14 protein-coding genes are annotated in these 12,093 nt (G+C 70.8%); 8 read left to right on the top strand and 6 right to left on the bottom strand.

The genetic code is table 11. The annotated features are described in order from the left end of the window. Positions 1–60 precede the first annotated feature (60 nt). On the top strand, positions 61–1,077 hold the full coding sequence (locus ACFOY2_RS39010; protein WP_379533142.1) for a LacI family DNA-binding transcriptional regulator: 1,017 nt from the start codon (positions 61–63) through the stop codon (positions 1,075–1,077). Positions 1,078–1,362: 285 nt separating this feature from the next. On the opposite strand, the gene ACFOY2_RS39005 is transcribed toward ACFOY2_RS39010, so the two are convergent. Together ACFOY2_RS39005 and ACFOY2_RS39000 are read right to left on the bottom strand one after the other, a co-directional pair. Continuing rightward, the gene (locus tag ACFOY2_RS39005) at positions 1,363–1,689 is read right to left on the bottom strand and encodes a branched-chain amino acid transporter permease (protein WP_379533141.1); all 327 of its coding nucleotides are present in this window, start codon (positions 1,687–1,689) and stop codon (positions 1,363–1,365) included. After that, positions 1,682–2,419 (bottom strand): AzlC family ABC transporter permease, encoded by a 738-nt coding sequence (locus ACFOY2_RS39000; protein ID WP_379533140.1) that lies wholly within the window; start codon positions 2,417–2,419, stop codon positions 1,682–1,684. Before ACFOY2_RS39000 ends, ACFOY2_RS39005 begins: the two co-directional genes overlap by 8 nt. Positions 2,420–2,498: 79 nt before the next feature. On the opposite strand from ACFOY2_RS39000, the gene ACFOY2_RS38995 reads away from it, so the two are divergent. The 4 genes from ACFOY2_RS38995 to ACFOY2_RS38980 are packed head-to-tail and all read left to right on the top strand — an operon-like array spanning position 2,499 to position 3,904. Then, positions 2,499–2,939: an Lrp/AsnC family transcriptional regulator gene (locus tag ACFOY2_RS38995; protein WP_379533139.1), complete on the top strand. Its 441-nt coding sequence runs from the start codon at positions 2,499–2,501 to the stop codon at positions 2,937–2,939. Between the two features lie 42 nt (positions 2,940–2,981). After that, positions 2,982–3,299: a DUF3140 domain-containing protein gene (locus ACFOY2_RS38990; RefSeq protein WP_379533138.1), complete on the top strand. Its 318-nt coding sequence runs from the start codon at positions 2,982–2,984 to the stop codon at positions 3,297–3,299. A 4-nt stretch (positions 3,300–3,303) separates the two neighbouring features. After that, positions 3,304–3,654, top strand: coding sequence for a YybH family protein (locus ACFOY2_RS38985; RefSeq protein WP_379533137.1), 351 nt, complete (start codon positions 3,304–3,306; stop codon positions 3,652–3,654). Positions 3,655–3,691: 37 nt separating this feature from the next. After that, on the top strand, positions 3,692–3,904 hold the full coding sequence (locus tag ACFOY2_RS38980; protein ID WP_357816692.1) for a hypothetical protein: 213 nt from the start codon (positions 3,692–3,694) through the stop codon (positions 3,902–3,904). Positions 3,905–3,910: 6 nt separating this feature from the next. On the opposite strand, the gene ACFOY2_RS38975 is transcribed toward ACFOY2_RS38980, so the two are convergent. Continuing rightward, entirely contained in the window at positions 3,911–4,510 is a 600-nt protein-coding gene (locus ACFOY2_RS38975) for a TetR/AcrR family transcriptional regulator (protein WP_379533136.1), read from the bottom strand. A gap of 47 nt (positions 4,511–4,557) precedes the next feature. Here ACFOY2_RS38975 and ACFOY2_RS38970 point away from each other — a divergent pair, with 47 nt between their 5' ends. Together ACFOY2_RS38970 and ACFOY2_RS38965 are read left to right on the top strand one after the other, a co-directional pair. Then, on the top strand, positions 4,558–5,496 hold the full coding sequence (locus tag ACFOY2_RS38970) for a beta-ketoacyl-ACP synthase III (RefSeq protein ID WP_379533135.1): 939 nt from the start codon (positions 4,558–4,560) through the stop codon (positions 5,494–5,496). 57 nt (positions 5,497–5,553) lie between these two features. Next, a complete protein-coding gene (locus ACFOY2_RS38965; RefSeq protein ID WP_379533134.1) occupies positions 5,554–8,535 on the top strand; it encodes an AfsR/SARP family transcriptional regulator in 2,982 nt (993 codons plus the stop codon). On the opposite strand, the gene ACFOY2_RS38960 is transcribed toward ACFOY2_RS38965, so the two are convergent. Together ACFOY2_RS38960 and ACFOY2_RS38955 are read right to left on the bottom strand one after the other, a co-directional pair. Continuing rightward, complete coding sequence (locus ACFOY2_RS38960; RefSeq protein ID WP_379533133.1) at positions 8,457–9,767, bottom strand: FAD-dependent monooxygenase; 1,311 nt, start codon at positions 9,765–9,767, stop codon at positions 8,457–8,459. The two genes, ACFOY2_RS38965 and ACFOY2_RS38960, sit on opposite strands and share 79 nt — an antisense overlap. 56 nt (positions 9,768–9,823) lie before the next feature. Further along, on the bottom strand, positions 9,824–10,708 hold the full coding sequence (locus ACFOY2_RS38955; protein ID WP_379533132.1) for a phosphotransferase enzyme family protein: 885 nt from the start codon (positions 10,706–10,708) through the stop codon (positions 9,824–9,826). Positions 10,709–10,903: 195 nt separating this feature from the next. On the opposite strand from ACFOY2_RS38955, the gene ACFOY2_RS38950 reads away from it, so the two are divergent. Further along, positions 10,904–11,812: a fatty acid desaturase family protein gene (locus ACFOY2_RS38950; RefSeq protein ID WP_379533131.1), complete on the top strand. Its 909-nt coding sequence runs from the start codon at positions 10,904–10,906 to the stop codon at positions 11,810–11,812. Positions 11,813–11,842: 30 nt separating this feature from the next. Here the strand turns inward: ACFOY2_RS38950 and ACFOY2_RS38945 are convergent, their stop codons facing one another. After that, positions 11,843–12,061, bottom strand: coding sequence for a hypothetical protein (locus ACFOY2_RS38945; protein WP_379533130.1), 219 nt, complete (start codon positions 12,059–12,061; stop codon positions 11,843–11,845). Between the last annotated feature and the right edge of the window lie 32 nt (positions 12,062–12,093).

The raw sequence follows: 12,093 nt of genomic DNA, 5'->3' as shown, positions 1-12,093 counted from the left end.
ACCGGGGTGCCCTCTCGTGTCCTACAGTATGGGGGGTTATCCGGTTCAGGGAGGGAGCCCGTGAAGCGACCGACGATCGCCGACATCGCCAGCCGGGCTGGCGTGTCCAAAGTGGCGGTCTCCTACGCGCTCAACGGGCAGCCCGGAGTGTCGGACGCGACGCGGGCCAGGATCGTCGCCATCGCCGACGAGATCGGCTGGCGGCCCAACAGCGCGGCGCGGGCCCTCAACGGCGCCAGGGCCAACTGCGTCGGCCTCGCACTCTGCAGGCCCGCGCGCATCCTGGGCGTCGAGCCGTACTTCATGGGGCTGATCAGCGGGATCGAGGGCGTGCTCGCCGCCCGCTCGTACGCCCTGCTGCTCCAGGTCGTCACCGGCCACCAGCAGGAGAGCGAGGTCTACCGTCACTGGTGGGGCGAGAGCCGCATCGACGGCGTCTTCCTCGTCGACCTGCACTACTCCGACGCCCGCGTGGCCGAGTTGGAACGGCTCGGCATGCCCGTCGTGGTCATCGGCCACCCGTCGGAGTCCGGCACGCTGCCGGCCGTCTGGTCCGACGACGGGCAGGCCGTCCGCGAGACCGTCGGCTACCTGGTGGCGCTGGGCCACCGCCGCGTCGCACGGGTGGCGGGGCTGCCGGAACTCGTCCACACGACCGTGCGCGACCAGGCGTTCCAGGCCGCCTGCGAGGGCGTGGCCGAGCACGTCATCGTGCACACCGACTACACCGGTGAAGAGGGCGCCAGGGCCACCAGGCGGCTGCTGAGCTCGCCCGACCGGCCCACGGCGATCGTCTACGACAACGACATCATGGCCGTGGCCGGGCTGTCGGTGGCCCAGGAGATGCGGGTGGAGGTGCCGCGCGACCTGTCGATCGTGGCCTGGGATGACTCTCCGCTCGCCCAGGTCGTCCGGCCGCCGCTCACCGCGCTCACCCGCGACATCCCGGCCTACGGGGCGCACGCGGCGCAGCGGCTGCTGGCGTTGATCGCGGGCGAGAGCGTGCCCCCCTTCGAGGACCGGGCGGGCGTGCTGACGCCGCGCGGCAGCACCGGCCCGGCCCACTCCTCCCGATAGCGGGCCGGGCCCGCACGAAGCCGTTCGGGCCTGGTCCCCGTCGTCCAGGCCCGCCCCCGACCGGTGCTGGTCCCGCCGCGGCACGTGCCGCGGGCCGGGGGCGCGCGGCTGGCAGACCGCTCGTTCCGACCCTCGGCACGTGCCGTCCCCTCCTTCGCGGCACACATCCGGGAGCCGTCCCCGCGTCCCCCGCGCCGAGACGACTCCAGTTGATAGGAGCGCGCGGGAGGGCGTCCAAGTACCTCGATACCAAAACGAAATAGGAAATCCGGTGAAGCGCCCGCTCTACCCGGCGTTGACCAGCAGAACATAGACGGCGGTGCCGATGCCCACGCTCAGAATCGTGCGGCGGCCGAAGGCGAGATGGACGCCCACGGTGACCGCGACCGCGAGCAGCGCGTACAGCGTCGTGCCCGGCTCGGCGACGATGGAGCCGCGCAGGGCGGTCACGGCGAGGATCGCGAGGATGCCCACCGGCATCCACGCCGACAACTGACGCACGATCGCCGAGGTGCGCAGGGTGCGCAGCACCGCGAACGGGACGGCGCGCAGGGCGAGGGTGATCGCGAAGACGATCGCGAGGACGGCGACGAAGTAGGCGGTACTAGGCATCGGCGGCCTCGGGGATGGATCGGCGGGCGTCGGGGGCGGCGGGCTTTTTGACGGTGAGCGCGTGGCGGGCCAGCAGCAGGGCGACGAACAGCAGCAGCGCGGTGAACATGGCGACGCCCGGCGTGAGGATCAGGGCCACCGTCACGCTCGCCCCCGCCAGCAGCACCGAGGGGATCTCGCGGCGGGAGCGGAACGCATCGAGGGTGAGCACGGTGAACAGGGCGCACAGCGCGAACTCCAGGCCCTTGATCGGCGCGGGCAGGGCCGCCCCGAGTACGACGCCGACCAGCCCGCCGCCGACCCAGTAGATCTGGCAGGCGACCTGCATCGCCAGCAGGCGGGCCGCCGAACGCTCGGCCGGGGGCAGCGAGGCGTTGACGGCGTAGGCCTCGTCGATCATCGCGTACACGGCGTACGCCTTGGCCAGCGGGTTCCTGACCAGGTGGAGCGGAAAGGAGAAGGCGTAGAAGACGTGCCGGAAGTTGACCACCAGGACGGTCAGCGCCACTGCGGCCAGCGGCGTCACGGTGGCCACCATGCCTACCAGGAGCAACTCCAGGGAACCGGCGAACGCGGCCAGCGACAGCGCAGGGGCCAGCCACCAGGGCAGGCCGGCCTGGACGACCAGCAGGCCGAGGGCGATGCCCAGCGGAAAGATCCCCAGCCCCGCGGAGAAGGAGTCGCGTACCCCCGCGGTGATCCGCTGCCGGGTTTGAACGTCTTGCAGCACGTCTCCATGCTCTCGCAGAAAGCCCGACATGTGATTGCAAATATTGCTCAATCTACTGCCAATAGGGCAATCTTCTCTCATGGACCGGATCGACCGAGCAATCATCGCCGAGCTGGAGCGCGACGGACGGCTCACGAACGTCGAGCTGGCCCAGCGCGTCGGGCTCACCACCGGCCCCTGCCTGCGGCGCGTCCAGCGGCTGGAGGCCGAGGGCGTCATCCGCGGCTACCGGGCCGTCATCGACCCCGCCGCCGTGGGCCGCTCGTTCGAGGTCCTGGTCGACCTCACCCTCGACGCCCAGGACTCGGAGACCGTCGAACGCTTCGAACAGGCCCTGATCCGGGCCGAGGAGGTCGTCGAGCTGCGCCGGCTGTTCGGCAGCCCCGACTACTTCGTCCGGGTGGCCGTCGCCGACCTGGCCGCGTACGAGGCCTTCCTCAGCCGGCACGTGATGACCATCCCGCGTGTCAGGGGCGTCGCCTCGCACTTCACCATGAAGAACGTCAAGCCGGCCCCATGACGCCTGAGCGTAACCGCAGGTCTGGCGGGTAGACGGGCGGTTATGACCAAGGGCTTCGACACCGACACGTTGTGGGAGGAGTTCCACCGGGTGGTCAACATGAACTCCGAGGAACTGCGCGAGTACCTCCTCGCCGACGCCTCCGACGAAGTCGGCTTCCCGCCCGACCCCGACCTGGGCATCGACGAGGTGGGGCGCCGTGTCCTGCACGTGCTGGGCAAGCGTAAGATCGATCTCACCAAAGAGGACCTCGATGTGATGCGCCAAGTCGTCGATCTGGTCCAGACGATGGGCGACCTGACGGACGACGACTCGCGACACGAGCTCATGACCGTGGGGCACGACCCGCTGAGAGGATGAGCTCATGGTCGAGCCGCACCCGTGGATCGAAGGGTACGTACGGGCCTGGAACTCCAACGACCCCGACGACATCGCCGCGCTGTTCACCGAGAACGCCGTGTACTACACCGAGCCTTACAGCTCACCCTGGCAGGGGCGTGACGAGATCGTCTCCCAGTGGCTGGGGCGGCAGGACACGCCGGGCGAGGCCACGTTCGAATGGCATCCGGTGAGCGTGACGGACGATGTGAGCGTCGTCCAAGGGGTCACCACGTATTTCGACAAAACTTATAGCAACCTTTGGGTGATCCGGTTCGCACCTGATGGGCGATGCCGGGAATTCACCGAATGGTGGATGAGACACGATGCCAAGTGATGCAATGGGCCGAGCCATCTTCACCCGAGGAGATCCGTTGAAAGACAACCTCGACCTCGCCGCGAGCGCTCAGCAACTGGCCGACGCCGCCCCGACGGGATCGATCGACCACGCCGCCGCCTCGTCCGTGGCCATCACGCTGGCCACGACGCGCGACATCGCCGCCGCCAGGAAGACGCTCGACGGCGTCTCTCCTGAGGAGGTACGTCAGGCGGCCCTGGCGCTGTTCGACCGGTTGTCCGCCGAGTAGCCGCGCTCACTCTCCGAGCCGCGCCCGTACGGCCTGCCGCGCTCTGCTCGCGGCCCCGGGGTCACGATGGAGCTGGATGGCGTGGTTGAGCGCCATGACCAGCCCGAGCAACTCGAAGGCGAGTTGTTCCGCGTTCATGCCCTTGGGCAGGTCTCCGGCCGCCACGGCGCGTGCCGCCTCCTTGCGCAGCCGTTCGCGCCAGGTGTCGAACCTGAACTCGACCGCGTCCCGCACGGCGCCTTCCCTGCCGTCGAATTCGTGCGCCGCCGCCACGAAGAAGCAGCCTCCGGGGAAGACCCCGCGTTCCAGGTAGGAGATCCACGACTCGCAGAGCGCCCGCAACCGGGGCAGTCCGGACGCCACGCGCCGTGCGGGTTCCCAGACCTCGGCGCGGAAGATCTCCCCCGCGCGTTCGAGCACCGCGAGCTGCAGCGACTCCTTGGAGCCGAAATGCCCGAGCACGCCTGACTTGCTCATGCCGAGATCGGCGGCGAGACGGCCGATGGTCAGCCCTTCGAGCCCCTCGACGGAGGCGACGGCGACCGAGCGGTCCAGGATGGACGAACGGGTGGTGAGGGCTTCTGCGACGGACTTGCGCGGACTCATGGTTCAGCAGATTAGCGTCCGAACGTTCGCTTGCTATAGTCCGGCCCATGAACGGCTCACGACTGGTCGCGACAGGTCACTACCAACCAGCCAAGGTACTGACAAATGATGAATTAGCGGCCATGGTGAACACCAGCGACGAGTGGATCACCCAGCGGGTCGGCATCCGAACCAGGCACGTGGCCGAGTCCGACGAGAGCGTCGCCGACCTGGCCGGGCACGCCGCCGCCAAGGCCCTGGCCGCCGGCGGGCTGAACGCCTCCGACATCGACCTCGTCCTGATCGCCACCTGCACGCAGACCGAGCGCGCACCGAACGTCGCCTCCCGCGTCGCCGCCAAACTCGGCGTGCCCACCGCCGCGCTGATGGACATCGGCGTCTCCTGCTCCGGCTTCACCCACGCCCTGGCCGTCGCCGATCACACGATCCGCGCGGGCGCCGCCACGAACGCCCTGGTCGTGGGCGTGGACAAGATGACGGCCATCACCGACTGGACCGACAGGACGACATGCGTCCTGACGGGCGACGGGGCGGGCGCGGCCGTGATCAGCGCGTCCCCCGAGGCGGAGATCGGCCCCGTCCTGTGGGGTTCCGCTCCCGAACTCGGCCACGCCGTACGCATCGAGGGCACCCCCACCCGTTTCGCCCAGGACGGCCAGACCGTCTACCGCTGGGCCACCACCCGGCTTCCCGACATCGCCCGGCAGGTGTGCGAACGCGGCGGCGTCCGTCCCGACGAACTGGCGGCGGTGGTGCTGCACCAGGCGAACCTGCGCATCATCGAACCCATCGCCAAGAAGCTCGGCGCGGTCAACGCGATCATCGCCCGTGACGTGGTGGACTCGGGGAACACCTCCGCCGCCAGCGTCCCGCTGGCGCTGTCCAAGCTGCTGGAACGGGGGGAGGTCAGGAAGGGGGCGCCGATGTTGCTGTTCGGCTTCGGCGGCAACCTGTCGTACGCCGGCATGATCGTCCGCTGCCCCTGACCCTTCTGTACAGTTCGGAGTCGGGGGCCGCGGGCCGGGCGTGGTCGTGGAGGGTGGATGCGGGTCGCGATCTTGGGTCCCCTGCAGGTGGCGGGGGGCGCGGTCGGCGGGGCTCGGGTGCGGGCCCTGCTGGTACGGCTGGCGCTCGACCCCGGGCGGGTCGTCACCGCCGACCGGCTGATCGACGACCTGTGGCCGGACGAGCCGCCCACGCATCCGATGGCGGCATTGCAGTCGCTGGTGTCGCGGGCCCGCAGGGAGGCGCCCGGGGTGATCGCCTCCCATCCGGCCGGATACCTGCTGGACGTGCCGGCCGACGAGGTGGACGCGTGCGCGTTCGAACGCCTGGTGCGCACCGGCGACACCCGTCGGGCGCTGGCGCTCTGGCGCGGCCCCGCCCTGGCGGACGCGGCCGGCCTGCCCTTCGCCGCCGCCCCCTCGGCCCGGCTGGAGGAACTGCGTCTGACGGCGCTGGCCGCCAGGATCGCCGCCGACCTGGCCTCCTCTGGCGGACCCGACGTGGTGGCCGAGCTGGAGGGGCTGGTGGCCGCGCATCCGTTGCGGGAGCCGTTCCACGCCCTGCTGATGCGGGCGCTCGTCGCGCAGGGGCGGCGCGCGGAGGCGCTGACCGTCTTCTCGCGGATCAGGACGGCCCTGGTGGCGGAGCTGGGCGTCGATCCGGGGCCCGAGCTGCGGGAGGCGCATCTGGCGGCGTTACGCGACGCCGAGCCCGTCCCGAGAACGAACCTGCCCGCCCGGCTCACGAGCTTCGTTGGGCGATCAGATGATATTTCCCGCCTTCGTGGGCTCCTGACGGGAACGACCACCAAAACGGACGCGAAAGCCGCCGGCACACCGGCTGGGACAGGCACGAACGCGGAAGCGGGCAAAGCCAGCGCGAAGGCCGGAGCAGCGGTAGCGGGCCAGGCGGGTGGAGAAGCTGGGGCGGCGGCGCGGTTGGTGACGCTGGTCGGGCCCGGGGGTGCAGGTAAGACGCGGCTGGCCGTCGAGGTGGCCGCCGGGCTTGACGTGCCGGACGGCGTCTGGCTGGTCGAGCTGGCCGCCGCCACCCAGGTTCGGGCGGCCGTGGAGGCCGTGCTCAAGACCACCGACCTCGTCGCCGCCCTGCGCGGCACCTCCCCGCTGATCATCCTGGACAACTGCGAGCACGTGATCGACGAGGCCGCCGAGGTGGCCAGATGGCTGCTGTCGGAGATTGCCGGGCTGAGGATCCTGGCCACGAGCAGGGAGCCGCTCGACATCCCCGGCGAGACCCTGCACCCGGTGCTCCCGCTCCCCGACGCCACGGCGGCCGAGCTGTTCGTGGACCGGGCGGCGGCCGCCAGGCCGGATCTCGACGTGCGTCCCGAGGACGCGGAACGCATCTGCCACGAGCTCGACGGCATCCCGCTGGCCATCGAGCTTGCCGCCGCCCGTCTGCGCACGATGCCGGTGTCGGTGCTGGTCGAGCAGCTCGGCGACCGCCTGGCCTTCCGCGGCGGACGCACGTCGGAGCCCCGCCACCGCACCCTGCGCGCCGTCATCGACTGGAGCTGGAACCTGCTGTCGGAACGCGAACGCGACCTGCTCCGCGGACTGACGGTCTTCTCCGGCGGCGCCACGTACGACGCGATCTCCCGGATCTGCGGCGGCGACCCTGACCTGCTCTCCTCGCTGGTGGACAAGTCGCTCATCGCGGTCTCCGGCGAGCGCTACACGATGCTGGAGACGATCAGGCAGTACGCCGTCGCCGACCTGCCCGAGCTGCGCCTGGCCCACGCCCGCTACTACACCGAGCTGGCCGAGGCCGCGGAGCCGCACCTGCGCACGGGCGACCAGCTCGCCTGGCTGGCGGTGCTGGACGCCGAGCAGGGCAACCTGGACGCGGCCCTGCGGCACTCCGACGACCCGCTCAGGCTCATCCTGCCGAGGTTCTGGCCGTGGATCATGCGCGGCCGGCAGCGCGAGATGCGCGAGCAGGTCGCGGCGCTGCTGCGCCGGGTGGGTGACGTACCACCCGCGGGCAGGGAGCTGGCGCACGGGCTCTGCCGGGTGATGACGGGCGGCGCGGCGACCGAGGCGGTCCTCGGGTCCGACCACCCGGCCGCGGTGAACTCATGGGCGTTGGGCGGCGTCGACGGCCCCGCCGCCGAGGTGGTGAGCCGTATCGAGGACGCCGTCGAGCGGCTGCGCACCCATCCTGACCTCTGGACCAGGTCGGCGGTGCTGCTGCTCGGGGGCATCGCGCGCTTCGAGTGGGGCGCGGTGGCCGGGGCCGAGGGCCTGCTGGAGCCGGCGCTGGCCGGGTTCAGGGAGACCGGGGACCGGTGGGGGCAGTGGGCGGCCCTCTGCTGGCTGTCACTGGCCGCCGAGAACCGCGGCGACTTCGCCGCCGCCCTCGCCTTCGCCGAGGTGCCGGAGCGGTTCGCGGCCGAGCTGTCGGGGCTCGACGCCTCGCTCGGGCCGATGACGTTCCTGTTGCGGGCCGGGCAGCTCAAGATCCGGGCCGGCGATCACGCCGGGGCCGCCGAGCTGCTGCGGCAAGCCTGGGAGGCGGCGACGCGGTCGCAGGATCAGGAGATGACCGCCAGGGTCATGCACGCCAGGGCGGAGCTGGCCAGGCGCGTCGGCGACCCCGCCGGGGCCGCCCGGCTGCTCGGCGCGGCCCTGGCCGTGGAGGTCGAGGTCAGCGCCCAGTTCAGGGCGCTGGTGAACGTCGAGCTGGCCCGGGTCGTCCACGAGCCCGAGGGGCCGCTGCGCGCGGCTCTGGAGCTGATGGACGGCTGCGCCGACAGGACCGCGCGGGCGAGTGTGCTCGAAGGCGTGGCCGAGCACCTGGAGCCCCGCGAAGCGGCCGAGCTGCTCGGCGCGGCGCGGGCGTTGCGCGGGATCGACGCCTCGGCCGATCCGTACGTCGTCGGCCTGGAGGCGCGGTGCCTGGCCGCGCTGGGCGCCGACCGCTACCGGGCCGCGTCGGACAGGGGCGCGGCGATGCCGAACCCGGAGAGGTACGCGCTGAGGCCGCTCTCCTCCCCGTGATAGCCGATGTAGCCGTCGGGGCGGACCAGGATGACGCCCTGCTGGCCGTCGAGCGGCGGGAGTTGCTTGAAACCGTGGTCGGCGGCCGTGTCGGACAGCAGGAGGAAGCCGGTGCCGCGCTGCTCGGCGAAGTACGTCCCGAGCCGTTCGCCGCCGCGCTCGCCCACGGACAGGGCGCTGCCTCGGTAGGCCAGGTCGAGCTGGTTGGTGTCGTCGCTGAGCCTGGTCCGCCGTTCCCTGTGCAGCCTGCTGCTCAGCCCCAGCACGTGCTCGGCCACGGCCATCCGCTCGTCCTCATACGTCTCCAGCAGCGCCTCCGTGCCGATGGCCAGCTTCCAGCCCAGGTTGTAGGCGTCCTGGACGCCGGTGTTGAGGCCCTGGCCGCCGGCGGGCGAGTGCACGTGGACCGCGTCGCCTGCCAGGAAGATCCGGCCGACGCGGAACCGTTCCGCCATGCGGACGTTGACCCGGTACTCAGAACGCCACAGGATCTCGTCGATGTGGACGTGCGGCGCGTGCTCGGCCACCAGCGCGGTCAGGTCGCCCTCGCCCGGCGCGATGATCTGGAAGACGTCGGTGTGCGGCAGCGGGCAGATCGTCACATACACGGCGTGCTGCGCCATGGTGCCCCACACGTGCCAGTAGTCGCGGTCCAGGTCCTTCGTCCTGATGTCGGCGAGCATCACGCGCTCGCTGTCGAAGGTCTCGCCGGCGAATCCGATGCCGAGCCGCTTGCGCACGGTGCTGCGGCCGCCGTCGCAGCCGACGAGGTAGGCGCTGCGGACCCGCTCGCCGCCCTCAAGGGTGGCGGTGACGCCGTCGGCGTCCTGTTCGACGTCGATCACCCCGGCCCCGAACTCGACCTGATGCCCCAGCTCGGCCAGCCGGTCACGCAGGATCTTCTCGGTCCGCCACTGCGGCTGCATGAACAGGTTGGGGTACGGCATGGTCTCGGACGGCTCGCGCAGCTCGTCCAGCCGGCCTTCCCAGACCACCTCCTCGCCCTTGTAGGCGCGCACGTTCGGGTACTCGGCGCCGGTGGCCAAGACCTGGTCGATCACGCCGAGGTCGTCGAAGACCTCCAGCGTGCGCGGCTGCAGTCCCTTGCCGCGCACACCGGTGGGCGGCTGGGGGAACTTGTCGACGATGCGGAGGTCCACGCCTCGGCGGGCGAGTTCGACGGCCAGGGTCAGTCCTGTCGGCCCGGCGCCGACGATCAGTACGTGTGTCATGCCCCTGACGATGCCGGGCCGCGCTGCCAGATCTCTGTCAGCCGCTTTCACGGGCTTTACGGGCGCAGGCGGTGGAACAGCTCCACTCGGACGCGGTGGTAGTCGAGGTCGTCCGCGTCATGTTCCACGCCCGAGCGCACCGCCTTGTGGAAGTAGGCGTACTCCCTGCGCAACTTGTGCCGGACGAGCTGGGCCAGCGCCTCCTCGTCCAGCGGGCCCGCGGTGCCGCCTGCCTCGTGGTAGGCGGCCACGAACTCCTTGCTCGGCCCGATCTCGTCGTCGCCCCATTCGAGCGCCGCCGCGGCCAGCTCGACCTCGGGGGCGCCGACGAAGGTCTCGTCCCAGTCGAGGACGGCGACGAGCGCGCCGTCGCGGGCCAGCGTGTTGCCGGTGTAGTAGTCGCCGTGCAGCGGGTGGCGCACGGGGTGGGCGGCGTGGAAGGCCGCCAGCCAGCGGTCGAGCTCAGGGTCGGCCAGTTCTGGGGCGTCCTGGGGCGGGTCGCCGTACAGGCCGGACTCCTGGAAGGCGGGCACGGGGCGCGGGCCGGGGCGGCAGCCGGCCAGGGCCTCGTGCAGCCGGGCCAGCAGACGGGCGCCGGCCACGCGCTGGCCGGGGAGGTCGGAGTCGGGCCAGGAGCCCTCGACGTACGGCCAGCACGAGATCGGGCGTCCCTCCACGACGACGACCGTGGCGCCGTCGGCGGCGGGCAGCGGCGCTACCGCCTCCGGCAGCCGGGCGGCGGCGTGCCCGGCGATCGCGTGGCACCACTCCGACTCGGCGGCGCCACGCCACGCGGGGCCGACGCGGACCACGTGGCCGTCGAGACGGTAGGCCGCCGACTCCTCGCCGCCGTACAGACGCTCGCCCTCACCGGTAACATTCCAGGTCAGGGCCACTGCCTCGCGAATCGCGAGGGTGAGCGGCGTTTTGGTATATGTCACCCTGGCAGCCTACGGTCGGAGCACACGCTTCCGGTTTGGCGGCGGATGCGCCAATGTTGGGGCAACTTGCACCGCGAGGTAAGGAGAGCTGTGGCCAGTCCTGGCACGACCGACGTTCGGGGCAGTGACTTCGCCCGACTATCCCGCAAGATCGCGGACGCCGGACTTCTTGATCGGCGTCCCTTTTATTACGCTGTGCGGCTCAGTATCGCGGTCGTCGTCTACGCGGGCGGCTGGACGTTGTTCGTCTGGCTGGGCGATTCGTGGCTGCAACTCCTCGTCGCCGTCGTGATGGCGGTGATCTTCGCGCAGTTCGGGTTCGTCGCTCACGATCTCGGACACCGGCAGGTCTTCCGCACGCGGCGGCCCAGCGACATCGCCGGGCTGCTCATGGGCAACCTCGGCATCGGGCTCGGCTGGGGATGGTGGACCACCAAGCACAACCGCCACCACGCCAATCCCAACCATGAGGATCACGATCCGGACGTCTCCCCCGCCGTGATCGTCTGGTCGGAGGACCAGGTCGCACGCAGTACCGGGATACCGCGATTTTTCGCCAAATATCAGGCCTACTGGTTCTTCCCGCTGCTCACCCTGGAGGGCTGGCACCTCCACGTGGCCAGTTTCAAGTCGCTGCTGCAGCCGTCGGCCAAACGGCGGTGGCTGGAGCTGACGCTGATGATCACGCACTTCGCGGCCTACTTCGGCGTGGTCTTCGCGGTGCTGCCGTTCGGCAAGGCGCTGCTGTTCCTGATCGTGCACCAAGGGCTGTTCGGGGTCTACCTCGGCTGCACGTTCGCGCCCAACCACAAGGGCATGCCCGTGCTGACCAAGGACGACAAGCTGGACTACCTACGCAAGCAGGTGCTGACCTCGCGCAACGTCAGAGGCGGCTGGTTCACCGATGTGGCGCTCGGCCAGCTCAACTACCAGATCGAGCACCATCTCTTCCCCAACATGCCGGCCCCCAACCTGCGTAAGGCGCAACCCATCGTCGAGCGGTACTGCCAGGAGATCGGCGTCGACTACCTGCAGACCGGGCTGATCGAATCGTACGGCCAGGCACTACGGCACCTGCACCAGGTCGGCGCCGCGCTCCGCTGACCGCCCAGGGCGCCTCTTCGGGAGGCGCCCTCACTTCCTCCCCTTCTCCAGCCGCTCGCGCAGAGTGTCACGGCGGCGTTCGAGCCCGGCGATCAGCTCCATCAGCTCGTCCGCCTGGCTGATCATGGCAGAGACCTCCACCTGGTCGGTCGCGCCGACCTCCCTGACCTGCCGGCGCATCTCCTGGTTCTGGGCCCGCAACCGGACGAGGTCCTCTTCGACCTGCCGAAGTTCATCCTCGATGCTCATTTACCGGCTCTACCCAGATGCGCGCCCGCGAT

It is taken from the genome of Nonomuraea purpurea (assembly GCF_042650645.1).
Classification (GTDB): Bacteria; Actinomycetota; Actinomycetes; order Streptosporangiales; family Streptosporangiaceae; genus Nonomuraea; species Nonomuraea purpurea.
Note: the sequence above shows the minus strand (reverse complement) of the source record. Positions and strands in the feature narration are given on the sequence as shown.